Source organism: Shewanella sp. DC2-4 (genome assembly GCF_013248875.1).
In the GTDB taxonomy this organism is placed as follows: Bacteria; Pseudomonadota; Gammaproteobacteria; order Enterobacterales; family Shewanellaceae; genus Shewanella; species Shewanella oncorhynchi.
In genome coordinates this window covers 3,570,683-3,595,417 of sequence record NZ_JABRVR010000002.1, presented here as the reverse complement: position 1 = coordinate 3,595,417, position 24,735 = coordinate 3,570,683, and the positions used below count along the sequence as shown (strand labels likewise).

Genomic DNA, 24,735 nt, shown 5'->3' with positions numbered 1-24,735 from the left:
GTCGAACCGGCCTAACACTAAGGAGATCAATATGGATAGTGTAAGTCAATATCTTGCCCGTCAAGGGGTGACAGTCAGTCCTGCTTATTTTGAAAACAGCCAGTTTGAATGGGGAAAATGTTGGGATAGTCCCCATTGGTCGATGGTGTATCGCGTCGACGAAAACACCCTGACCATTTGTGACTTTTGCAGTAAAGGCAATACTTCGGGGGTCAGCAGTGCGGTTTTACAGTTAGTGGAACAATTACGTGATTTAAGGCGAAGTCTGCCGGATATTCAGCAGATCCGCGGCATGGTAATCCATGATGCAGGTAGGCCTGCACAACGTCTCGCTCGTCAGGCACTGAGAGAGGTATTGCTCAAACAAGGCGCCAAGGAAGTTAATCAGAATGGCGAGACTTGGTTGGTGTACTAGGGCAAACAAAAGCCGTTCATGAGCATGGTCAATTAAGAGGTAAAGATTATGACTGTCGAAGTCGCATTAGGTAGTCAACATACCTATCACTTTAACGAGAGCCGCTTAGAGCGGGTTCTCACCGCCAACACTTTAGATGAAGCGGGGAAAATGGGCTTACTGGACAAAATTCTTGATTGGTTTCGTGGTGGCGTGAAACTCGAAGCGATACAAGCTTTATATCAGCAAGTAACCCAGCCTGGCGTGCTCACTCCTTCCCAAGTGGCACAAAGGTTTTGTGCATTACGTAATTTAGCGGTCGATCAACATCAAACCAAATTTAAATTAGCTCTAGGCGACAATGGTGAGCAATGGCGTATGTTGCTAAGTATTGGTGGCCGTACAATTTATCAAACGGATAACCGCGATATAGACACACATTTCTATCAAGTTGCCGCAGTGAAAACCACAATAACGGCCAGTGATGACTTGCGAAAAATGGCCTCTTCACTCACGCTGGAAAAGTATATTGAAGGCAATATTCAATGTATGTCTGACAATCAAGTTGTACAACAAGCCTTACGAAATAGCTTGACAGATCCTCGCTTTAGCAGTGAAAAGTTTACTGGAATTCTCCCTAATGATAGCGAAGCTGCGACCTTTGTCGCTCAATTTGGCGATCTTCAGTGGACCTTCTCTAATCGCGCTGAAACAAATGGTGAATTTCGCGGCGGTTTACTTAAAAATGCTTTATCTTCAAATGATTATAAAAATATTGGCGACTTGGTGGCTAAAGGTTTTATGAGCTGTGAGGATAATTTTCTGCGTTATGCCGTCACACCATCTCGTTACGAATTACTTAATTACGTTACTGCTCATGGCATGGAGGATGAAGGGCTAATACGAGTGCTATATCAGGCCAAAGTAGGTAATACCAATTTAGGGGCTCTTTATGGTTTACCCGCCCCCAAAGATGCACCGCAACTAGACAATTTCGATGATTTTGTTTTATGTGATGAGAATATTAATCTTGGCGAATCCCAAGCGGATGTTTATGCCGATGAAGCTACATTCTACCAAGGTATAGGGCAGCACCAAACCACCACCATAGGTGATAACTGTTATAAATTACTTCAGTTGGATATCAATGAAGGCCTGCATTATCTCGCGACTAAAGCTAACCCGTATAAATTTCACGGAGGCATGCAGAACGCGTTCGATTACCTTGTTGGACGCAACTCAGGTGCGATTGCATTACGTAATTGTATAACATGCGCTAAGGCTGTCGATGTCAATATGGGACTCATGTTGGCTCGACAAAATGATAGCGTCGTTCCGCTCAAGTTTTGGGAAGCGATAGACACGAGAGCGGGTGTTATCAGTCAAGTTACGGCTCAGAGCCAAACGATAGGGTTATCGCCTGAACAGTCTGTCTCATCGTTATTATTTAGCGCCTTGCCTCAAGGAAAGCGAGCCATAGTCACTGTCCCTGTCAGTGGGGGAAAAGATTCCCATGCCATGAATTTTTTTCACTTCGATTCGGGTAAATGTTTTTTGGTCGATGGACAAAATGGTAAAAGCTATGATCTTCAGCACCCTGAGGATCGCACCGCGTTAGATAGCCAATATAATGCTCAGGGCCGAGACCTAGCACCTATCACACTCCATACCACAGGAGACTTGCCGAAACTTTAAGTAGATAAGGCATTCAATCGGATAGTTTACGATTTTCTCGTTATTCAGATACAGGATAGCAATCCGATTTAAGACACTTATTCGTGAACATTTACCTAGCCAAAAACGAATGAGCATCATCTTTTTTTCATACTAATGGATAGATTTTCGCATTGTCGAGTGGATCCCCGTAAATGCATTTAAATTGAACCGCTAAAGGCACCTCAAATGATAAATAAAGAGATTGAATTAGATTTTGAAAAGCTTGAAGCAGCCTGCAAGTTAGCCTTAGTCGAACAACAGACCTTAGCTGAGCAAGCTGGCTTAACGAGTCAAGATCTCGAGCTAATTTACCTATCAGGTACGAGTAAATATCAGGCAGGCTTACCCGCAGAAGCGATTGTCGATTTTACCTATTTGGTCATGCATCAGCCTTGGGATAGACGTTTTCATCTTGGACTGGGGTCTTGCCTACATTGGCTAGGTGAATACCAGCATGCCTTGACCTTCTATGGTTATGCACTCGTGATGGATGCCTGCTCTCCCGACGCGAGTTTCCGCATTGCGCAGTGCTTTCTGAGCTTAGATGATGACGCCTCGGCAATCGAAGCGTTACAGATGGCTATCTCACAGAGCTACAGTAAGCCAGAGCACCATTTTGTGGGGGAGCAAGCACAGCAATTGCTTAGTGCTCTCAATAATCAATAGACAATAGGATTTGCAATCTTCATTTATATTATTGAAAGAGGTTTATTATGAATGAGTTAACACATGTTCCTTTATCATCCCCGACTTTAAGTAGTTTAGATTTAGTCAGTTCGGCCCGCGCCTTGTTAAAAACACAATTAGGCAGTTTTGATCCCAAACAAGTGCCCCTGAGCTCTGAAGTCGACGGTAAGGTCACTGATATTCAATCCAAGGCACAACTGACTCGGGATGAAGCTAAAGTGGCTGCCGATGAGGCTAAAAAAGTGGGGGTAGATCTGGCCAAGTCCGGCTTTTTTAGTAAGCTCGCTTCGGTGGCTTTTGCTGGTATTGCGCTTGGCGTGTCTATCGCTGCCACAATACTCACGGGGGGCGCAGGGGTTCCCTTATTGATAGCCTCTGGCGTTGCTTTTACCTTAGCGGTCGCCGACGCGGGTTGTGCTTTTGCTGACTGGCGCAGTAAAGCGGCTGGGGGAGAAGGACTCGCCATGGGCAGCGATTCCATTGCTAATGCGCTAAATATCTTGTTAAGCAAGATGGGGGTAAATGATGATAGAGCACAGTGGTGGGGCAAAGCCGTTTCCATTAGCTCAAGAGTTGCGCTAGCAGTAGGCACTTTATGGAGTGCGGTGGTATCTCCTCCCTCTCTTCCCGCGCATATTGCTGGCACAGTTAATATGGTGAATATGGCCCGTAGAAGCGCCGAACCTGTCGTAGAAGGGGTTATCGGTTTAGTGAACCATACCTCGACCAAGGTACTGGATAAGTTAAAAGGTACTTCTCAAAATAAATCATTCGAAGCAGAAGTGTCTAGCGTAAAAGCATACCTACTGCGTCAGTTACAAGCCTCTGTCCTTACACAGCAAGGTAATATGAAACTCAGTGAGGTGCAGTTAGCACTGAAAGAGAGCCAAGCCAATGAAAAAACGGCACAATTTGATGCCGAAATCCGTATGAAACAGAGTGAGCGATTCAGAGGAACTAATCAAACATTACAGCAACAACTTGCAGAGAAAGAGGGATTGCTACTGCAGAGTCAAAATCAATTTGAGCAACTACAGTCACGCTTCGATAAATCCAACGTTCAACTATCAGGCGTGATGCAGCAGCTACAAATGCTACAGCAGCAATTGGCAGCATTACAGCCTGCGAGAGCTAGAAATAATAGCTTTAGCTAAATCAATAACAGTCCTTAAACAATATAGCGAGGAGACAATATGTTAAGCAGTAACGCCTTTAACGCTAGCATAGCGACTGGGTTAGGCCGTTTTTCTCCCTCAGAGAACGCAAGGCAAGCAATTCGGTTATCGCCAGATCAAGCGATAACTCAAAGACAAGCGATTAAAGACCAACACATTACGCAATTATCTGATGCACTATGGCTTAGCAGAGACGGGGATACTGTGGTGGCAAAAGCATGTAAATCCGCGTTTAATGCCCTGGGAACGCAAGCTGATAAGCAAGATGCCGCTAAGCAGCACATCTTATGCTATGCAGCCCTAAAGTTAGACAAATTGATCCAGCATGGCAGTTATCTTGCGAGTCCTAAGGTGAACAAACAGGTACTGGCTGATATCGCTACTATGCTCGAAATCGATAGACACGGTGCAGGCAAGAGTGCCCTTGAGAGCGCTGCAAGGGTCCTAGTCGATAGAGTACATCTCGATCGAGTAGAACACGTAGATCCCGCAATAATGACCGCAGTTAGAGATAGATTAGTCTTAAAAACACTCCATTGTTTGACCGAGAAAATGAATCGGGTCGTCGATAAACATATTGAAAAAAAGGGGTTATACGGAAAAGAGGGCCATAGTTTCAGTTCTGCACAAATTGACCATAAAGTGTATGACCTCCTGCTAATTCATAAACAAGTTCAACGGGGTCAAGATCTTAATGCATTACGCAGTGGCTTAGTCTGAGTCATTACGGACCGTCAGCAAGGATGCTGGCTAGTGTATCAATCGTTTTCTTTTTCAGTCGTTCCTTCGATTCTTATCCCACGGGTTAGTTTCTCATAAGTCGTTGTTGACGCAGCTGCATTTAAGCGAATTCAGATCTCAGGTTAACACCTGATGTCAACCTATCCGCTCGCGTTTCACAATGAATCATAGTTTGCAGTAAGGGTTAATCCATATGAGTGCAATACAAATAATTTTGTTTCGACAGCCAGGGAAAATCCACTATCAGGGTGAAAATCTAGCGGTCGGCAGTAATCAGTTAGTTGTAACCACTGAGGAGGCAACAGCTTCTGCTTTGAGTCGTGACAATTGGATGAGCATCTTTTGTTATCCAGGTGAGCTACACGCATTATTTCACGAAATTGCCGATCTGATTGGCCCGAGTGCTGAGATGAATCGATTTCAACCTGAATCAACAAAAATACTCCCTGTATTTGATGAGTTAAGCAATGTCATAGAACAGTTGAAAGGTAATCATAATTTATTGATTAAGTTTATTTTTATGTACTGTCTTGGCATGGATAACCGTTACTTTTCCGGTTTAATGCGTTACTTCTTAGCCCATAACGACAAGATGCTGAGCTATCTTGAGGGCAATTTTATGCAACCTTGGCCAGTCACACGCTTTGCCGAAAATTTAGGCATTGAAGTACGCCGACTCAATTTCTTGTTTTATAAAAACTATGGTGTATCGGCAAAGCAATGGTTGTTAGAACGGCGCTTAAGTTATGCCCGTCAGCAACTTATGGTGACTGAGAAAAAAGTCGCCGATATTGCCTTAGATAGTGGTTTTAGTAATCACGCACATTTTACCGAATCGTTTAAGAAACGTTATTTATGCAGCCCAACCGTACTGCGTGCAACCTTTGTATAAGGAGGTCCCATGGACTTAAGTGCCATAGTTAATCAATTGTCTCAGCTATCGACGCGCTCAGCTCAAGAGGTACAGGCCAAGATGTCTGCAGGCGATTTGACCGATCCCGACAAGATGATCAAAGCCCAATTTGCCATGCAGCAATACTCTAACTTTGTCGGCTATGAGAGTGCCATGATAAAAGCGATTAAAGACATGATCCAAGGGATCATTTCTAAGATTTAACCCCCTTCGATTGCAAGGATAAATTATGTTAACCAGTGCCGATAAACAACTGTTAGTAGAGGCTGCCATTGCCGCCTCAAACCATGGTCTAACATCGCAAGCCTATGCTTTGCTAGCCATTTTTCCTCAACTGATTAGCGATGATGAAGACAGACATATTTGTGCCAGCCTTATTTACTTTGGTTTAAATGAAAATACTAAAGCATTAAGGGAATTAGCTTCTTGTCAGACTGAAGCAGCCCAAGGATTAAGGTTTTTATTTTCAGGTTCAGGCCCAACAGCTGGGCGGAGTGAAATTATTTCACAGATGTTACGTGGAGGTTCCAATGGAAATTCATAGCCTAAGTCAGCTTGCTAAAGTCACCCAGCAAGCCAGCAAAACTACAGAAGCAGACCCTAACTTAGCAAGCCAGTTTTCACAATTAATGCAATTAGGGGGATCGGATATAAGTCAGGCGGTTAACATAGCAACTCAGCCACAGGCTTCGGGTTCATTACAAGGTGTGATACAGAGTGCTGAAAGTCACGGAGTCGGCCACTCACCCTCTCCAGAGGCCATGTTAGGCGGACAGCTCTTGATGGGTAAAGCCATCGTTGAGGTCGATTTGGCGGCAAAGACTGCGGGCGCCGTCTCCCAATCCATAAACAAATTGGTGAATATGCAATGAAATATTCTAAATGGTCAATATTGTTGCTCGTCTTCGCATTGACTGGATGCAAAGTCGATCTCTATCGAGATCTTCCACAAGATGAAGCGAATCAAATGGTCGCCCTGTTGATGCTTAATCACATAGATGCCAGTGCTGAAGCGGATCAAAAATCAGGTAATGTGTCCTTAAAAATAGATAAAGATCAATTTATCAATGCCGTTGAATTACTGAGGCAAAATGGCTTTCCTAAACCTCATTATGCCAATATCGAGGATTTGTTCCCTTCGGGTCAGTTAGTGACTTCACCCGCCCAAGAGGAAGCGAAAATGGGTTATCTAAAAGAGCAACAACTTGAGCGTACCTTGTCGAGTATGGATGGGGTGATTAGCGCTAGGGTGTCTATTGCTGAACCAGCACCCGACTCAGGGCGTCAGATTGCACAGACTAAGTCGGCCTCCGTATACATTAAATATTCACCTCAGGCTAACTTAACAAATACGGAAAATCAGATTAAGAGCTTAGTGCAGAATGCCGTTCCAGGACTGAGTTACGATAATATCAGTGTCTTTTTGCAAGCTGCGAGTTATCGCTATCAAGCAATTACCCAGCCCACTAGCAGTAGTTCATCTCAATTTTTAGCCCAGGTCGAAGCGTACAAGTTACCATTAGTGATCAGCTTATCTGGAATAATGCTACTCAGCATAGGCGGTATGTGGTGGATGAGACGTAAGTAACCATAACAATTGTTGTTTCTGGAGGAACTATGGAGGACTTGACCCCTAATCAACCACTAATACGGGTCGAAGCTACTGGCCAAAATAAGTTAAATCGAGTTGTATCACCAGCATTATTGGCCTTCAATCGTCTCGTTTGGCAACCTGTTGCGACTATGCATCCGAGCTGGTGGCAAGAATTACAATTAACTCTTTGGCAGGCACAGTATCAAGCGGGTACCCGATTAGCGCAGCGAATCGAAGCAGTTGTGGTTTCCCGTTATGGTTTGGCAGGTCAAGATTTACCAAAGGAATTTAATGAGCTCGAGGCTAACCTGTTAGCCTGCCGGCATAAACTCAGTGCCATAGTGACGGCGTTGGGGCTCTTTCTCCTCAACCGCCCTGATTATGTGTCATTACGTGAATATCGTGATGCCTTGCATCAAGAGTTAAGCCAAGCACAAATTCAACAAATTTGGAATTTGTGGCCCCAGAGGCCCCAACTTACAACATATGCCTATCCAGACGAAGTGACTGCGGCAGAGTTAGTTGGCGTAGCCCAGGCCTGCGCTATTAACCTGATAGGACAATTATGGGGAAACAAACCGTTCTGGCGGGCATTAGCCTTGACCTTACCTGTGCAAGCAACATTGCCATGTAAAGCGGACTCCCTAGCACCTATTTCCTTAGATATTCCTCGCTGGTTAATGAGATTGGAGCGACTACTATGAACCCATTTTTAATTGAGGTACGCCCTTGCGAGCTCCGTCGTGAAGGCCATCATTTGATCAGCGCCACAGCGTTACATCGGGCGAGTGAGTTAGCGGATATGGAACACTTAGTTCGTACGCGAATTGCCAAAGCACTCAAAAAAGCCCGCCGTCAACGCGATGCCGCGCAAACTCGTAGTGAGCAGATACTAGAGCAAGCACAACAGGATGCCCAAGCGCTTAGCGCACAGTGGCAACAGCAAGCTAAAGCTGTGGCCATCGATGAGGCCATTAGTTGGCATTATAACGAAGCCCAGTTAATTCAATCACTTACCGATAAATTACATGCCAATATTGCCGAGAAAATTAAAAAAGTGCTGACGACTTGGATGCAAGAACATGAGTTGTCTGCATTTCTAATCAAACGGTTATCCGATCAAGTCTGTGAACGAGTAGGGCAAGGTGCCTTAACACTGCTGGTTTCAAATGATGATTTTGCCGCGCTAGCCAAGGCATTCGATGGTCGTATGACAGTGCAAGTATCAGCGGAGTTAGTCTCTGGACAGGCCGAATTAAGTTCTTCGACTATGACAGCTAAAATTGATCTTAATGAACACTTACAGCAATTACTGGCGGCGTTTGTCCCCGAACCATTAAAGGGCGTTGGCTAAGGAGCTTATTATGGTGCGTATCGATGGTGCCAACGCAGTGGATTTTCATAACACAGCGAGTGTTAACGAAACCCATGGACAAGTGTTTCCGGCAAACAATGTAACAGACATGGCGGCCGCAGAATTAGCGGAAGTGCGTTCTGAAGCATTGGAAGAGACCATGGAAGGATTAAGTCTCGGATTAAGCAGCCATTTGAAAAAGTTAACCTCAGGTAAAGAGCCAACTGATCCCCGATTTACAGCACTCGAGCAGTTACTGCAACAACTGGGAGACACGCAAGCAAGCACAGTCAATAAACTGGCCGAACAGTTTGCGAGCTTAGGCGATGGTGATGAGATCCTTTCGCAACTTAAACAATTGGGTTTAGACAGCGGTAACATGATGCTATTAATGATGGCGCTAGTCATGTCAGGAAAATTAGGTCAATCCGCCCATAATAAGCTACGCAAATTACTGACAGAATTACTCTCGCAAGAAGGAGCTGAAATAGCATTATTTGCCGCCCTTGAAGGCGTTGCACTCGATCATGCTGGTCTGCAAGCCTTGCAACAACTTTATCAACAAGCGGTTCGAGGCGATGCCGGCTTAGCAAAATGGTTTGAATTACTTCAGCATCTTCCTGACCGCCGTAAGCGGATCCGTGTGTTGCTTAGAGCACTATCTGAACCTCTGAGCGATCAGCACAGCGGGAGAAACATGGTCAAGATAGCAGCAGCGGTAGATGACTTACGTCGATTGCTTATTTTTCTTACGATAGAGGAACATTGCTATATGCTCGCCCGTGCGACTCAGCTTGATGGTGAACAAGTGTTAAAAGTCACGTTACAACTGACAGAACAAGCTTGGGTGTATCCCCAATGGATAGATGAACAAATACGACTATTACCTTTAATGCCTGCAAGACGATTGGGATTTCTGCGGCGCTGGCGGGAACTGCTGAGTATTATTCCTCTGGCATGTTTTCGCGATCCAGAACAGAAAGAACATATTGAAGAGGCCATGTTGGGCTTACTCGATGACTGGTGTGATCAGGAATAATGAGCATCTGCTAATGTTAGCGTAACGCAGAACTCAGGCAACTGTGATGATATTGCAGGAAAGATCTACATTCAGACCATGTGCAATACCTATACTGTCCATTCGTTGACGCATGGTTGCTTGATTGACCTGCGAGATTTTTTGCCGCATAAGACTCGACACTGGCCCGTAATACAACAGGTATTTAAGTTAGAACTCGATTAGTCTCAGGTGTACACCTGATATTCATTCCTCCTGACTCAGGACAAACTTTCATCAAGGTCACACTTTCACCAATTGAGGGGACGCTAGATGAATGTACATGACCAATTATTAGCTCAGCTCGGCCTAGCACTCGGCTTACCATTAGTGTTTGATGCTAATGGACAATGTCTGCTAATGCTAGATCAAAAATTAATGATCTCTATACGTTACGGCGATGCGCAATGGACCTTTTATTGCATGCTCGCTCAGAAGCCGCAGCTGACTGAAAACCACTATTGGCAAGCTTGTTTGCAATTGAATCTCAAACTTGCCGAACAAGGTAAGGGCTGCATCTGCTATGAGCCTCAGTCCGATGCTTTGTTATATTTAACATTTATTCCTATGCCAGCCAGTTCCCCCCTGCTCAGCGAATTTCTCGGTGACTTAGTCGACACGTATCAAGCTCTGCAGAGCCATGTTGAAACCGAAATGACTGGGACAACCTCATCAATAAATACCATAAATCTTAGTGCGGGGGGGCAATAATATGGCCTTAGATATCAGTGCATTTAGTCATGCGGCTAAGCTTGACGGCCGTCTTTCCTTAGTCGATACCCCCGAGGGTATACCGACGATTATAGTTGCCAAAGAAGGCTTTAAAGAAAAATTACTTAGCATGCTGAGCCATATTCCTTTACTCAAAAATACCCAAGCGGTCCAAGATTATGTCAATGGCTTGTCACTCGATAATAAGCAAGTGTTGGGCGTGTTCTTGCAGGCATTGGCGGTAAGATTTGGTCATGATATTGCACTGGATATGGTAGATGCTGTCGATTTGTCCGGTCATACTCCATTAACTCTGCGCACGATCGAGCAACTCACCGAACGGTGTGAAGCATTTATGCCGCTCCCTCCTTTAAACATATGCGAGACTAATGAAGATACGCTCAAAGTTCTTGCTTTACCTTCCCAGAGCGGGATTGAGTCTAAATCGTCGGAGAAGCAAACACTCAGCCCATCAGTGCTTAAACCTTCAGCAGAACCTATATCCGTCGATAAAGACATCAGGGGAACGGCTTTCCATATTTTAAGCCAGCAGCTTATTACGCCACAGGATATTTTACACACACAGAATCAATGCCTTAAGCAGTTGTTAACTACACCAGTACCTCAAAAGTTAACTATGCCGACCACTCAAACTTGGCTGGCGTCTTGGGTGTATTCAGAACCTGAACCCATTAAAACCTTACAACAAGCTATTAAAAATTATAATCAAGTACTTAGCGACACTCAGCTAGTGACATGTATACAGAACTTAAATCAGAGTCGAGATCCCTTGATTAGCAGCGATGAACTGACTGCAATGCGTGATCATGTCAAATTTGGGCTAGTGCAAATTAAGCAGGCTTTAACCCTAGTCGCTGAATTGAAAGCTAATTTGTCGGTGGAGCAGAGCAGTGTTCTGTCGCCGCTACTGGCCGAAGTCAAGCTGGGATTATCGCAATATGATGTGTTTACGGCGGCAATGCAGACATTTGAGCAAGCCTTATTAGCATCGACCCCGATGCGCCTAGCCTTATCTGAGTTTCATGCCCAGCTTCCCTATTCACTACAAAACAAACTGACAGCGGATACTTTAGTGAGTAGTTATCAACTGTTTTCCCCTTTAATGCAAAATGAACTCAGTCAGACAGAGAGAGTTGAATATATAGCGGCAAGCTTAGTTTCTATGCTCAATGAGGAGAACATCAGCGAAGTCTCAGGGCAAAAAAAAATAATGCCAGAGATCAAAAGCTTAGTATTGCTTATTAACCAGTTTGTGCTAAACCCCATACAAGAACCTCTATCCATGAGTTCGTCATTTAAGACTCCATTTGAAGCGCAACAGGCCGAAGCCGAGCAACATCTAATCCAGCTAGAACAAGCACAAACCTTACTGGCCGACTGCCTTACTCGGGCCAGTAATCTTAGCGAACAAGCGCTAATCGCTGTCGGCAAGCAAGTGAAAATCGAAGATCATTTAGCTGCAGTGAAACAGGCTGGAACCCAACTCAGTACTATATTGTATAAGGCTATCAACCCTTCTGGGGAAGAGGTTCATTTCGAAGATCTCACCGCAACATTACTGTATCTTGGCGGACAAGAATATGTCGAGAAAGGCAGTCGTTTACAGTTCGATGAGCCTGTTAACTTTGATGATCTCGACCTTGAGCAGACACTAAGAAATGAGCTCGATAGCTATACTTTAACACCTCAAGTGGCAAGTTTAGCGCAGCAAGTTCTACAAACTCAGCATCATCTTAATTGGTTCGAGGGAGTGAGCTCCATCAGCTTTAGCCCAAATAATTCGCAAGATATTTCGTTGTTTGATGATGTTAACAACCTGCAACTAGTCTCACAGATTGAGCAAGATCAAGCTCGTTATCACAGTTTTCTGACCGAACGTCTTGCCTTGTGTAATGATTATCACCGAGCCGTGACTGAGTTGCTGTCGGCTGTTCCCTCTGAGACGGTGCGCAATCAGCTAACCCAAGAGCTAGTGCAAATTAGTGCGGATCAAGATGCGACCCGAATTTTAGTTGAGCGACTCAATCGACTGCAGAGTGCACAAGATGTGCTAGTGATAGCGGGAAATAATGTCGCTAAATTGTCGGCGTTAACCCAGCAACTCGCGCAAGTTAGGAGGGAAACAAATGCTGAACGTGCCGAGGTCAATTTAAGTTATTTCCTTAGCCATCTTCCTGAATTACAAACTAATAATGAAAAAGTGCGCGCCTTAACTCAAGAGCAGCATCTCTTATCGGCTAAACTGGAAAAATTGACCGCACATTTACAGCAGTTATATGGTGAAGGGCTAGTACTCACTTTAGCCGAACCTGAGGCAAGTTCCCCTGAATTGCGAGCTTTTCACACTGTGACTCGCCAGTTAGCCGAAGTCAATCGCTCTATTGAAGATCTCGATGATGCCTACCAACATGGTTTGTTACAGCTGAAAAAGGCCACAATTGCAGCAAAAAATAATGGCGGCTATCCAGATCAGGGGGGGATGGCGAGTGGGCATGCATGGCAAAGTTGGTTAGTGCAAAAGTTTGTCGGCAATTGGTCTTCCCAATATCGTCCAAGTTTAGAAGAACTTATTTTATCTAGACAGTTGGCCAAAAATAACATGAGCAGTGTCGCGGAGGCTTATCTCGCTTTAGCATCAAGTGTTAAAGACTCGAAAGCTAGCGTAGCAAATGTGTCAGTTTTAACCTCGCCTCAAAACATGATGGCTGCACTGGGCGACCTGCATAATTGGTCGATGGCACATCCGATCGAGGCACGTGAGCTCGCAGGCAATTTAACTCAAGCCTACAATATTATTTTGGCCAACCCAGGGACCTTTGGAATGGAACTGGTTAACACTGTCACCACAGTGTGGCAAACCGGGACGGTACAAAACCAAGTGCACGATATTCTGCAAGGTAAGAGAGAAGAGCTGCCGGATAAAACGAATTTCGCTATGACACCGCAAATGATTGCGTTATTACACATGGCACAGTTAGCGCCGTATATTGCGGGTGGGGCGAAAGGGGCTGCTAATACAGGCATAGGTGGGCCTTTAGTAAGCGGTGTATTTGGGATGATGTTTCCTGGCGCAGGGATGGCAACACCTGTCGTCGGCTTAGTTGGCGGCGTCCTGCAAACTTGGTCAGAACGTCAGCTTGCCAATAACATGCGTGCGTATCGTAGCAGTGAAGTTATGGTGAATGCTTTAATTAAAGGCATGCAGGCAGAAGGCGGGCTTAGTGCTCGTGGCGAGGCCATCGCTGGCTATATGCTACAGCGACAGGCCCTGCAAGATGTTGGTACAGTCTCCCGTGATTGTTTTGAAGTCGGTAAAGTCGGTGCAGTTAAGCGTGCACTCACAGATATCGTTAATTGGTGGAAACATGCTTCAACGGGAGCCAAAGTCTTTGCTGTGGTGACGACACTTGTGGTTGCCTCTGTGGTATCGGCGGGAGCGATCGCGGCGGCATTGTTTACCTTAGGGACTGGTGGCGTCGGAATAGTGGCAGCTGTGGGGCTTGGATTGGGAGGATTAATGGCAGGCGCCTATTTTTCCAAGGCTGTGGTGTCGACATTACAAGGGGCTAATTTTTTAGGCATGGCCGATACTGCCCGCGCGGCCGAGGCTGAAATGACAGAAAAACGAATCGAGCAAGCGTTCGCGCAATTGGCTCATACTCCCGTATCTCAAACTTCAATAATTAAGACAATTGCCCACAGCGTATCAGGCACCCCAGAAATCCCCAAATCGATGGCGGATGTATTGGGGCTTGAACAACACCAAGCCGCGCTAAAAGCACATTTACTGCCGCAATTAGTCGGCCTCGATAGTGATGCGCAGCAGGCGATCTTTATTCAAAGCATGCAACAATATGCTAATGATAAAAGTCACGAAATAGAAATTAATCAAGCAATAGACAGGGAGAAAGCAGTCGAGCGGGCTATGAAATGGGTTGCTGAACTTGACATAGTACCAGCACAATTACAGCAATGTATGGAAGAAATCGATGCGGCCTTATTGATGGAGAACTCTTCTCGATAATCCATAGTGGTTGAATCGCTGTTGACTTAGTTCTTGCGGGTATTCAGGTGTTCACCTGATACCCGCTTTTTATTGTCTGGGAGATGATAAGACCGAGAGTTAATGCTGGAGAAGCGATATGGATTTACTACTAATGCGCAACCTCGAACAATTTTTTCGGTTAGTGAATCGCTGGCCTGTGAAGCTTGAGGAACGCATTGAATGCCATTGGCCTCCACACGGAGTGTTACTCGAGTGCCATCAAGGACGATTATTGATGACGACTTGGTTGCTTAACACTCCTGCACGTGATCTCAAACCTTATTTATCACGTTGGCATCCAGAAGCTTTTGCGGGCAGAGTTCAGCGATTGTTCATCGTCAAAAACCGTTTAATGATCAGTTGCCTCTGTCCATCGACACACCAGGGTCATGATTGGTATCACTTGTACCAGCTGCAACAAAAATTCCTAAATCGTATGCTCATAGGAGGTCAATGATGAACCTCATCAGTCGTTGGTTAAGTAAAGCCGCAGGGCGTCACGATATCATCTTAAGTGCCATGTTAATGGTAGCTGTATTTATGATGATCTTGCCTCTACCGACACCTTTGATCGACGTATTAATTGCCTTAAACCTTGGCTTGTCCATAGTGTTATTGATGATCGCCATATACATCCGTGACCCTTTAGAGTTCTCAGTATTTCCATCCCTACTATTGATCACAACCTTATATCGTCTGGCACTTACTATCAGTACCAGTCGTTTAATTTTGCTGCAGCATGATGCTGGAGATATTGTATACACCTTCGGTAACTTCGTGGTCGGCGGCAACTTAGCGGTCGGAATTATTATCTTTGCCATCATCACCATAGTGCAGTTTATCGTTATCACTAAGGGGTCTGAGCGGGTGGCGGAAGTGAGTGCACGTTTTTCCCTCGATGGTATGCCTGGTAAGCAAATGAGTATCGATGGCGACATGCGTGCTGGCATCATTGACGCTAAAGAGGCAAAGCGTCAACGGGCACAAGTTCAGAAAGAAAGTCAGCTTTATGGCGCGATGGACGGCGCGATGAAGTTTGTAAAAGGCGATGCCATAGCCAGTATTATTGTTATTTTAACTAATATCATTGGTGGTATCGCTGTCGGTGTCATGCAGCACAATATGTCGGCTGCAGAAGCATTAAATACCTATGCAGTCTTGTCTGTCGGGGATGGTTTGATAGCCCAAATACCTTCGTTACTGATTTCAGTCACTGCAGGCTTAATTGTGACCCGAGTTCCTGGAGAGCAGAGACAGAATTTAGCCAACGAATTAGTGATGCAAGTAGGGCGTCAACCCGCATCATTGCAAATGGCCGGGATAGTCATGTTCATCTTTGCTTTAATCCCTGGCTTCCCAATTTTAGTCTTCGGCACACTCGGTTCGGTCGTTTTAGGGGCTTCATTGTGGTTGAAGCGTCAGCAAAAACGAGCAAGTGCTCAAGGAGAGGAGAGCCATTTCACTGAAGCAGGCAAAAGTGACACGGCCAATGTCGACAATATGGCACCAGGGGCTGTACCACTGATTTTATATCTTGGAGCCGATGTGCCTATCCATGGGGTTAAAGAGGCACTGCAAAAACTACGTTGGCAATGGTTTGAACAATTGGGCGTGCCATTACCGGAAATCCAATTACAAATAGCGAAGAAAGGCAGCCTAGGTTGTTGTGATGTGCTCTTGTACCAAGAATCTGTATTGCAATTGCAGCTAGTACCACAGGAAGCCCTTTTGATTGACTCCATCGCAACGATTCCATGCCGTGTCGAGTCCATTCCTTTTAGTAATCAAAGATTGCATTGGATCAAAGGTAATGCGCTTGAACAGGCGGAAGCCCAAGGTTTAGCTGTTTGTCGTGATGAGCAAATTCCCGCTTATGTGATGGGTAAAGTGATCGACCGCTATGCAGGGGAGTTTATTGGTGTACAAGAAACCCGGTATTTAATGGATGCTATGGAGGCTCGCTACGGTGAGCTCGTCAAGGAACTTCAACGCCTCTTGTCAGTAGGAAAGGTCGCCGAGATCCTACAACGCTTAGTTGAAGAGGGGATTTCGGTGCGCGATTTACGAACTATTTTTGAAACCTTAGTCGAATGGGTGCCAAAGGAGAAAGACATCATCATGTTAACTGAGTATGTACGGATTGCGCTTCGCCGTCATATTCGCCGCAAGTTTGCTACCCCACAAGGTTGGATCGCTGTGCTCATGGTTGGAGAAGGAATTGAAAATGTGATCCGTGAATCGATACGACAATCGACTGCTGGCTCTTATTCGGCCTTGGACATGGCACAAACTCAGCAAATATTAACCTGCATTCAAGAACAGCTGCCACCGGAACAAACCTGTGTACTGTTGACCTCACTCGATGTGCGCCGTTACCTGCGAAAAATCGTAGAACGCGAGTTATTTAGCACACCCGTTTTGTCGTTTCAGGAATTAGGCGACGATGCAGAAATAAAAGTCATAGGCCAAGTGGACTTAGTGGGTGAGGTACTCGATGCCGCGCTGGCGAGCTAATGGAGGCGATAGATGAAATTACCCAGTAAAGAAACACTTTATGCACAACTCGAACCTAGTTTATTCGCTACTCAGAGTCTGTTGCCTGTTCCATCGGTTCGCTATTTCGGCAAGGTTCAAGAGGTGGGGGCCACACTCGTGCGTGCAACTTTGCCCGGTGCACATCAAGGAGAGCTTTGTCTCATTGGTAATCGCCTCAGCGCCGAAGTCGTTGCGGTAAAAGGCGATGAAGCCCTGTTATCGCCCTTCGACGTTACGGCGGGACTATGCAGTGGAGAATTAGTTGAAACCTTAGGCCATGGGCATCAAGTCCCCTTAGGTCAAGGCTTGCTTGGTCGAGTGGTCGATGGCCTTGGTGCCCCTATGGATGGCTATGGACTGACTGCAACGTCATTAAGGCCTAACCAAGGTTCTGCACCTAATCCATTATCACGACAACTTATTGATACTGTCATGCCCATGGGGATCCGAGCTATTGACAGCGCCCTCGCCTGTGGCATCGGCCAAAGGATTGGTATTTTTGCCGCAGCAGGAGGGGGAAAGAGTACCTTACTTGGCATGATCGCCGCGCACTGCCAAGCGGATGTGATTGTACTAACCTTAGTCGGCGAGCGTGGTCGTGAAGTCCGTGAGTTTATCGAATATAACCTCACGCCAGAGGCAAGAGCGCGCACTGTGATGGTGGTTGCTACATCGGATCGTCCTCCGCTTGAGCGAATGAAAGCCACACTAACGGCAACGACCATTGCTGAGTACTTTCGCGATCAAGGTAAAAATGTGCTGTTGATGGTGGATTCACTGACCCGATTTGCCCGCAGTGCGAGGGAAATTGCGTTGGCGGCTGGCGAGAGCCCAGTGTCGAGCGGTTATCCTCCAAGTGTCTTTGTCAATTTATCGGCCTTAGTCGAACGAGCTGGCCCTGCAGCCAAAGGTAGTATCACTGGCATATATACCGTACTGGTTGAAGGGGATGATATGAATGAGCCTATCGCCGATGAAGTTCGTTCCTTACTTGATGGACACATAGTGCTATCACGTCGACTCGCGGGAGCGGGCCATTACCCTGCAATTGATATCAATGCCAGTGTCAGCAGGGTAATGGATCAGATTGTTAGCCCTGAGCAGCGGTGTCATGCCGCCAAGATGCGCCAGTTACTGGCATTGTATCAAGAGGTTCAATTACTCATCCGAGTGGGTGAATACGTGCAAGGTGAAGATCAAGAAACCGATGAAGCAGTGGCTCGCCATCAGGATATTCAGCAGTTTTTGTGTCAATCAGTCAATGAATTCAGTCCCTATGAAGAGACACTACAAAAATTGAAATTATTGCTTTTAAGCCATTAATGGGAGGAACTCAATAATGAACCCATCCCAACTTACAGCGAAAGACGAGCAATTATTACAGCGATTACTCGCAATTCGTAGTGACAAAGAAGCTAAATTGCGCCGAGAGCTAGCCTTACATAGGCAAAAACTCAGGGAGCTACTTGACAGGCAAATCCTCATCAATCTCGAGCGGCAAGCGCAAACTAATCGGCTGCGTCTGCAGCAGATGCCAGAACAAATATTAACTCCAACTGAGCTAATCACTTTTAAATTGACCTTAATGAAAGAATACCAAAAAGAAAGGACATTAGCCGAAACTGCTGAGATGTTGGTAATAGAAAAAGAGCAGTTGGAGTCCACTATGGTGCATATGCAGCAGGCGATTCTTCAGTTAGTTAAATCCCAACAAAAACTGCAGGAGGTTGTCGATGAATAATCCTATGGCGATAGTGCGAACATCGAAAATATCTTTCCCCAGTGTCGAAGCCAGACAAGAGTCGGATCCAGAAATGCGTCGCTTGTTTAACCGTTATTTCTGCGGTCAACAGGAAGATGACAACACTATATCTACCAAAGATCGGCTTACCGCTAAGGCACTACTCAGCCGCGATGGTGGTGTGTACCGACAAGGAGCGGCCGAAGTAATCCGGCAAGGTGAGCAACTATGCTATCGCTTGCTCAATGGCCCTATGATGGGATTAGTGATCCAAGCCTGTTACCAACCACGAGGAATTCAATTGCAGTTGTTTCCTAAGACAGCGCGTCAATCGGAACTGCTTGCAAGACTCTTACCTCAACTCAGCGAGCAACTACAAGGGCGACGCTTTGCTATTCATTTAGATCTTATGCCAACCAACACAGCAGTGACGAGGTAGATGAATGAACATCAATAAACTGATCAATGCTAGCCAAGTCATAGGCCGTGGCCTAGCACAGCAAGCTTGCCAAATCGAACTGACGCGTATCGGGGGCGATGGAGTATTCTGGCAAAGACGCAGTGCTCCATCAGGATCGGGTCTGTGGTGTTCTAAACAGGATTGGCAACTGTGGGTAACCGCAGTGACTGGTGTAACTTCCTCGACTGAGATTGCTTGTGATTTATTGCCCTGTGTTAGTGCGGCAGCATTTGATGTAGCGGGTGAATGGTTGGTCGATTGCCTTGAAGAAGTCCCTAAGCCATTCGGATTGGTGCCAGATATTTATCCCGTGCTAACGCTTCAAACTACGCAATTGGAACAAGGCGACGTGGAGAGTGCCACTCAATTGGCTTGTGTCTTAGTTGATTGGCCGCAAGAGGACTGGCAGAGCCAAGTTGAGTCATGGTCAGCATTCTCTGGTAAAACGGTGGATGTTAGTTTGAGTTTAGTGGCCGGTTTTGTGCCCCAAATAACGCCTACACCTGACTTACCCGAAATAGGCGGGGGGTTATGGCTCGATGGTGATGTGCAAATCGAGCAGGGGGAAGCGCTGTTATGGGCGGATGGACCGTTGGCTAAGATCAAGTTCATCACCCCTATTGATGGTCCTCAAGCACAACTCGAAATTGTGTCTTTATTGCCTAAGATGGACGCTATTCAGCCCCCTTTGATCGCCGATATTGGTCGAGTGAGTCTGCCTCTGGCTAAGCTCGGCGCTATGATGACGGGTGACAAGTTAACGCTGGAGGTTACGCTGAATAATCAAGTGCGTTTAGGACGGTTCAGTCATCAGTACGGTCAAGAGCTGTACCAAACTCTGGCAAGTATTAATCTCCTGCGTGGAGAGTCGGGATTACTCGCACAAATCGAGGTTCTAGTATAAGGGGAATGGTGTTGCGTTTACGGATATGTCAGCGGTTTTTAGTTAGCTAAGGTCTTCACCTGATACAGGTCAATCACAAAGCGCGCCATGATGGAACCCTAGCCACAAAGGAGGTTTCCATGACCTTACTCGACCATCCAATCCAATTGATCATTATGTTGTTTTGCTTGTCACTGCTGCCGCTGTTCGCCGTGATGGGCACTTCATTCTTGAAATTGGCAATTGTGTTCTCTATGTTACGTAATGCCTTAGGGATCCAGCAGATCCCACCCAATATGGCAATTTACGGCCTCGCATTAATTCTCACTCTGTTCACCATGGCACCCGTGGGGATGGCAATCAATGACAATCTAAAAGCCACTCCTATAGTGTTCGATGCACCCAATGTATTTGAGCAAATCAACACTGAAGCCATAGCACCCTACCGCGCATTTCTCGAAAAAAATACCAGCAATACTCAGATTGAATTTTTCGCCAATATTGGCCATAAGGTCTGGCCCGAAAAATACCAGCAAGTGCTGACCAAAGACTCACTGTTAGTGATGGTGCCAGCCTTTACTATGAGTCAGCTCATAGAGGCATTTAAGATAGGTTTACTCATTTATCTTCCCTTTGTCGCAATTGACCTTATCGTTTCCAATATTTTACTGGCAATGGGCATGATGATGGTGTCCCCCATGACGATAGCCCTACCGTTCAAATTGTTGATTTTTATCTTGATGGGTGGATGGGAAAAACTGATCAGTCAACTAATGATGTCATTCTCATGAGTGAAACTATCATAGTACATTTCACCTCTGAACTACTGTGGATGGTGTTACTGCTGTCGCTACCTGTTGTTATCGTGGCCTCAGTTGTCGGAGTTTTGGTTAGCCTTATTCAAGCCCTGACCCAAATCCAAGATCAAACATTGCAGTTTCTGATCAAACTCATCGCCGTGTGCGTGACACTTGTGGTCTGTTATCACTGGATGGGTAGTTCACTGTTGAATTACGCCAGCATGGCTTTCGATCAAATTAGCCAAATGGGGGGGTAGTGATGACAACTCTGCTACCCAACCTATTAACAGCACAGCTTCCGGTGTTGGCACTCTGTATGATGCGCCCTTTAGGCATGATGCTGCTATTACCCTTATTTAAAGGGGGGGCAATGGGGAGCGCATTAATCCGTAATAGTCTGATTTTAATGTTTGCTTTACCTACTGTGCTGGCAATGGATGAAATGCAGCCGATACTGCAGCAGGCCGACACTTGGATGCTCATCAGCCTATTTGGCAAAGAAATTATTGTAGGCATGTTACTCGGTTTCTGTGCCGCCATTCCCTTTTGGGCCATAGATATGGCGGGATTTGTAATTGACACAATGCGGGGGGCATCCATGTCGACTGTACTTAACCCATTGATGGGACTGCAATCATCGATTTATGGCATGCTGTTTACTCAAGTTCTTACTGTGCTGTTTTTAGTCTCGGGTGGTTTTAATTTTCTGCTAACTGCACTTTATCAGTCATATCAACAATTACCCCCAGGATTTAATTTAACGCTAAGCCAGCCCTTGATGGTGTTTATAGCCCATGAGTGGCAATTGATGTGCCAACTATGTCTCAGTTTTGCCATGCCCGCCATGGTGATTATGATCTTAGTCGATGTAGCCTTAGGGCTAGTAAACCGCTCGGCGCAGCAGTTAAACGTCTTCTTTTTGTCTATGCCCATTAAAAGCGCTTTGGTCTTACTGTTATTGATCTACAGCTTACAGTTTGCTTTGTCCCATTACCTGCAGACCATTTCTGGGGTAGAGCAGCACGTAGATATTTTGTTTGGACTCTTAGCAGGGCACTAGTGCCCCTGGTGGATATAACCTATGGCCGAGAAAACAGAAAAACCCACAGAAAAACGTTTACGAGAAGCGAGAAACCGCGGCCAGGTCATTAAAAGTGCTGAAATTGTCACAGGGTTACAGATGGCGATCATTCTCGGGTACTTTCTCTACGAAGGGCCTGCACTCGTCCAAGCCATTATGGCGTTAATCGACTTAACCATTCACGCCATCAATCTTCCCCTTGAGACTGCGGCCGAGCAAATCGTTGGTACCTTCGCCATGCTGGCATTACGTTTTTTAGGTGGGCTGACATTAGTACTCGTGTTTACCATAGTGGTGGGGAACTTAGTCCAAACAGGTCCCGTTTGGGCGGCTGAGTCTATAATGCCGAGCATGGATAAACTCAATGTCATGAATAATGCTAAGCAACTTATTTCACTGAAAAGTCTGTTTGAGCTCGCTAAAAATCTCGTTAAAGTCACAGTGCTGAGTTTAGTGTTTTACTATCTGCTCCATCGTTACGTTAACGCCTTTCAATACTTGCCTTTATGCGGAGAAGCCTGCGGTATCAGTGTGATTTCGACCATGATCACTTGGCTCTGGGGCAGCTTTTTAGGATGTTACTTAATATTTGGGATCGCTGATTATGCATTTCAACGCTATAGCCTAATGAAAGAACTCAAAATGTCTAAAGATGACACCAAACAAGAATACAAAGATTCTGAAGGTAACCCCGAAATGAAACAAAAACGCCGCGAAACCCAGCGAGAAGTGGCGTCTGGTAGTCTTGCCAGTAACGTTCGCAAAGCCACAGTGGTTGTGCGTAATCCAACCCACATTGCCGTGTGTTTGTATTATAGTGAAGGTGAGACGCCGTTGCCTAAAGTGCTTGAAAAAGCCGAAGATCACATGGCCTTACACATAGTGGCATTAGCTGAGAAAGCTGGGGTGCCAATTGTCGAGAACATTCCATTGGCCCGCGCCTTATTTAAACACGTTGAGGCAGGAGACGTGATTCCAGAGAGCCTATTTGAACCCGTAGCAGAGCTTTTACGTCTAGTGATGACAATATCTTATGATAATATGGAGTAACAGGTCTTATTGTAATTAAATAGAATCCTTGATGATAATTGTCTCTTACTAATCCCATAATGAATCTATGAAATTCAAATAAGTAGCCACGCATAATATTGTTTGAAGTAATCAATTTTACCAAAATATTACTCTGAATTTGCACTAAGTTAGGTTTACGCACTCCGCTGAGAGATAGCACACTGCAAGTGTGGGGTGAAACTCCACGACGTTGATCTTTCTTGAAAAAAAATCAAATGAAGTCTGTATCTAGATTCGTTTGAATGGCTGAACTACCACAAGTGGCACAGTCATAGAATGTAGACAACAACAATTTATCACCTGACGATTTGGTATCGCACTAAATTGGCATGGCAGTCTAAGCACCACTCAATCGTGCTTTCCTTGTCAATTTCTACACAGATATTTGCAAATCTTTACCTGTTAACGACACTTCCTTCGTCTACTGTCTTTGGCTAACTCTATATACTGTTGGAACAATTTCAGTTCCTTAGCAAGATGAATGCTTGCTGTCTTTAGCATTGATGGACACGACAATACCGATGAAAAAATCCTCAAAGCGTAAATTGCTGCTCGCGTTAAGCGGCTTAATACTCCTTAGTGGCGGTGCTTATTTTATGTGGCATAAGCCTGAAACAGCACCTACCTATGTAACTGAAGCGGTGCGCCGTGGCGATATCGAAAACTCAGTGCTGGCCAATGGCATGTTGCAGGCATCCAAACTGGTGAGTGTGGGCGCACAGGTATCGGGGCAAATCTTAAGTTTGCCGCTGGCACTGGGTGATGAAGTAAAGAAAGGCGATTTGATTGCTCAGATTGATAGCCTAGCGCAGCAGAATAATTTGAAGGATGCCCTCGCATCACTCAAGAGTATCAATGCTCAGTTCCGTGCTAAACAGGCGCAGATCCGCCAAGCTAAATTGGAATTTAGCCGCCAGCAGCAAATGCTTGCCGATAAGGCCAGTTCTCGTGCCGATTATGAAGTGGCCGATGCTAATCTAACGGTTTATCAAGCCGAGCTTGAGCAATTAGAAGCGCAAAAACAACAGGCTGAGATTAACGTCGACAGTGCCAGAATCGATTTAGGTTATACCAAAATTACCGCGCCGATGGATGGCACTGTGGTGTATTCCGCGGTGGAAGTGGGGCAAACCGTTAACGCTAATCAAACAACACCGACCATAGTTGAAATGGCGCAGCTGGATACCATGACAGTTAAAGCGCAGATTTCCGAAGCCGATGTTGTCAATGTCCATCCGGGTCAAGCCGTGTATTTCACTGTCCTTGGAAAACCGAATCATCCCTACCGCGGCGTTTTGAGGGCGATTGAACCTGGGCCGATTTCGATGGATGGCGACGATAGCAATATGAGCTCTAGCGACTCAGACGCCATTTATTACCATGGTCTGTTTGATGTAGAAAACCCTGACCGCACCTTGCGTATCGGCATGACGGCGCAGGTGTCTATAGTGTTAGCTAAGGCCGATGATGCGCTATTAGTGCCTGCGCAGATATTGCGTATAAAGCCGAGGGAGAAATCCGCGGCGCCAGAGGCTAAGCCTGTCGAGCGTAAAGCCCGCAGCGGCCCGCAATATCAAGTGCCTGTATTAGTTGATAACCAAGTGCAATATGTGGATGTCACTGTGGGGATTAACAACAAAATCAATGCTGAAATCACCGCGGGTTTGAAGGAAGGCGATCAGGTTGTGCTTGGCATGCCGTCTTCCGATGATGGCAGCAGTAAATTACGTCGCCCACCTAGCGTGAGGTTTTAACA

Annotated in this window: 26 protein-coding genes; all 26 read left to right on the top strand. The window is 45.7% G+C overall.

The annotated features are described in order from the left end of the window. The first annotated feature begins 31 nt into the window (after positions 1–31). The 26 genes from HQQ92_RS16365 (at position 32) to HQQ92_RS16240 (ending at position 24,733) form a co-directional block, all read left to right on the top strand. The gene (locus HQQ92_RS16365; RefSeq protein WP_173246826.1) at positions 32–415 is read left to right on the top strand and encodes a secretion protein; all 384 of its coding nucleotides are present in this window, start codon (positions 32–34) and stop codon (positions 413–415) included. Positions 416–463: 48 nt separating this feature from the next. After that, on the top strand, positions 464–2,089 hold the full coding sequence (locus HQQ92_RS16360) for a hypothetical protein (protein ID WP_173246823.1): 1,626 nt from the start codon (positions 464–466) through the stop codon (positions 2,087–2,089). A gap of 207 nt (positions 2,090–2,296) precedes the next feature. Continuing rightward, positions 2,297–2,776, top strand: coding sequence for a SycD/LcrH family type III secretion system chaperone (locus tag HQQ92_RS16355; RefSeq protein WP_173246820.1), 480 nt, complete (start codon positions 2,297–2,299; stop codon positions 2,774–2,776). 47 nt (positions 2,777–2,823) lie between these two features. After that, positions 2,824–3,951, top strand: a complete 1,128-nt coding sequence (locus HQQ92_RS16350; protein ID WP_173246817.1) for a hypothetical protein — start codon at positions 2,824–2,826, stop codon at positions 3,949–3,951. Positions 3,952–3,990: 39 nt separating this feature from the next. After that, the gene (locus HQQ92_RS16345) at positions 3,991–4,692 is read left to right on the top strand and encodes a hypothetical protein (protein ID WP_173246814.1); all 702 of its coding nucleotides are present in this window, start codon (positions 3,991–3,993) and stop codon (positions 4,690–4,692) included. Between the two features lie 214 nt (positions 4,693–4,906). Continuing rightward, positions 4,907–5,605, top strand: coding sequence for a helix-turn-helix domain-containing protein (locus HQQ92_RS16340; RefSeq protein ID WP_173246811.1), 699 nt, complete (start codon positions 4,907–4,909; stop codon positions 5,603–5,605). A gap of 9 nt (positions 5,606–5,614) precedes the next feature. Continuing rightward, positions 5,615–5,830: a type III secretion system needle filament subunit SctF gene (sctF, locus tag HQQ92_RS16335; protein ID WP_012197145.1), complete on the top strand. Its 216-nt coding sequence runs from the start codon at positions 5,615–5,617 to the stop codon at positions 5,828–5,830. 25 nt (positions 5,831–5,855) lie between these two features. Beyond that, on the top strand, positions 5,856–6,170 hold the full coding sequence (locus tag HQQ92_RS16330) for an EscG/YscG/SsaH family type III secretion system needle protein co-chaperone (RefSeq protein ID WP_012197146.1): 315 nt from the start codon (positions 5,856–5,858) through the stop codon (positions 6,168–6,170). Continuing rightward, on the top strand, positions 6,157–6,498 hold the full coding sequence (gene sctI / locus HQQ92_RS16325) for a type III secretion system inner rod subunit SctI (protein WP_131525054.1): 342 nt from the start codon (positions 6,157–6,159) through the stop codon (positions 6,496–6,498). Before HQQ92_RS16330 ends, sctI begins: the two co-directional genes overlap by 14 nt. Then, on the top strand, positions 6,495–7,214 hold the full coding sequence (gene sctJ, locus HQQ92_RS16320) for a type III secretion system inner membrane ring lipoprotein SctJ (RefSeq protein WP_173246808.1): 720 nt from the start codon (positions 6,495–6,497) through the stop codon (positions 7,212–7,214). The genes sctI and sctJ overlap by 4 nt, the downstream gene beginning before the upstream one ends. A gap of 29 nt (positions 7,215–7,243) precedes the next feature. Then, positions 7,244–7,924: a type III secretion system domain-containing protein gene (locus HQQ92_RS16315; protein ID WP_173246805.1), complete on the top strand. Its 681-nt coding sequence runs from the start codon at positions 7,244–7,246 to the stop codon at positions 7,922–7,924. After that, entirely contained in the window at positions 7,921–8,574 is a 654-nt protein-coding gene (locus HQQ92_RS16310) for a type III secretion protein (RefSeq protein WP_173246802.1), read from the top strand. The genes HQQ92_RS16315 and HQQ92_RS16310 overlap by 4 nt, the downstream gene beginning before the upstream one ends. 10 nt (positions 8,575–8,584) lie before the next feature. Continuing rightward, entirely contained in the window at positions 8,585–9,613 is a 1,029-nt protein-coding gene (locus HQQ92_RS16305) for a TyeA family type III secretion system gatekeeper subunit (protein WP_028761714.1), read from the top strand. A gap of 291 nt (positions 9,614–9,904) precedes the next feature. After that, complete coding sequence (sicP, locus tag HQQ92_RS16300) at positions 9,905–10,342, top strand: chaperone SicP (RefSeq protein ID WP_173246799.1); 438 nt, start codon at positions 9,905–9,907, stop codon at positions 10,340–10,342. Between the two features lies 1 nt (position 10,343). Further along, a complete protein-coding gene (locus HQQ92_RS16295; protein WP_173246795.1) occupies positions 10,344–14,387 on the top strand; it encodes a type III secretion system effector BopA family protein in 4,044 nt (1,347 codons plus the stop codon). A gap of 118 nt (positions 14,388–14,505) precedes the next feature. Beyond that, positions 14,506–14,865, top strand: a complete 360-nt coding sequence (locus HQQ92_RS16290) for a type III secretion apparatus (RefSeq protein WP_012197154.1) — start codon at positions 14,506–14,508, stop codon at positions 14,863–14,865. Then, on the top strand, positions 14,865–16,922 hold the full coding sequence (locus tag HQQ92_RS16285; protein ID WP_028761717.1) for an EscV/YscV/HrcV family type III secretion system export apparatus protein: 2,058 nt from the start codon (positions 14,865–14,867) through the stop codon (positions 16,920–16,922). The genes HQQ92_RS16290 and HQQ92_RS16285 overlap by 1 nt, the downstream gene beginning before the upstream one ends. Positions 16,923–16,934: 12 nt before the next feature. Beyond that, on the top strand, positions 16,935–18,266 hold the full coding sequence (locus HQQ92_RS16280; protein WP_028761718.1) for an EscN/YscN/HrcN family type III secretion system ATPase: 1,332 nt from the start codon (positions 16,935–16,937) through the stop codon (positions 18,264–18,266). Positions 18,267–18,282: 16 nt separating this feature from the next. Further along, positions 18,283–18,684 (top strand): hypothetical protein, encoded by a 402-nt coding sequence (locus HQQ92_RS16275; RefSeq protein WP_173246793.1) that lies wholly within the window; start codon positions 18,283–18,285, stop codon positions 18,682–18,684. Then, positions 18,677–19,123 carry a hypothetical protein gene (locus HQQ92_RS16270; protein WP_131525059.1) on the top strand — a complete coding sequence of 149 codons (447 nt, stop codon included), beginning with the start codon at positions 18,677–18,679 and terminating at the stop codon, positions 19,121–19,123. The genes HQQ92_RS16275 and HQQ92_RS16270 overlap by 8 nt, the downstream gene beginning before the upstream one ends. A 4-nt stretch (positions 19,124–19,127) precedes the next feature. Further along, a complete protein-coding gene (locus tag HQQ92_RS16265; RefSeq protein ID WP_173246790.1) occupies positions 19,128–20,048 on the top strand; it encodes a hypothetical protein in 921 nt (306 codons plus the stop codon). A 119-nt stretch (positions 20,049–20,167) separates the two neighbouring features. Further along, a complete protein-coding gene (gene sctR, locus HQQ92_RS16260) occupies positions 20,168–20,818 on the top strand; it encodes a type III secretion system export apparatus subunit SctR (protein ID WP_012197160.1) in 651 nt (216 codons plus the stop codon). After that, a complete protein-coding gene (sctS, locus tag HQQ92_RS16255; protein WP_012197161.1) occupies positions 20,815–21,084 on the top strand; it encodes a type III secretion system export apparatus subunit SctS in 270 nt (89 codons plus the stop codon). Before sctR ends, sctS begins: the two co-directional genes overlap by 4 nt. A 2-nt stretch (positions 21,085–21,086) precedes the next feature. Further along, positions 21,087–21,887: a type III secretion system export apparatus subunit SctT gene (sctT, locus tag HQQ92_RS16250; RefSeq protein ID WP_028761721.1), complete on the top strand. Its 801-nt coding sequence runs from the start codon at positions 21,087–21,089 to the stop codon at positions 21,885–21,887. A gap of 21 nt (positions 21,888–21,908) precedes the next feature. Beyond that, a complete protein-coding gene (locus HQQ92_RS16245; RefSeq protein ID WP_131525061.1) occupies positions 21,909–22,958 on the top strand; it encodes an EscU/YscU/HrcU family type III secretion system export apparatus switch protein in 1,050 nt (349 codons plus the stop codon). Between the two features lie 542 nt (positions 22,959–23,500). Continuing rightward, positions 23,501–24,733 (top strand): efflux RND transporter periplasmic adaptor subunit, encoded by a 1,233-nt coding sequence (locus HQQ92_RS16240; RefSeq protein WP_168826787.1) that lies wholly within the window; start codon positions 23,501–23,503, stop codon positions 24,731–24,733. The last annotated feature ends 2 nt before the right edge of the window (positions 24,734–24,735 follow it).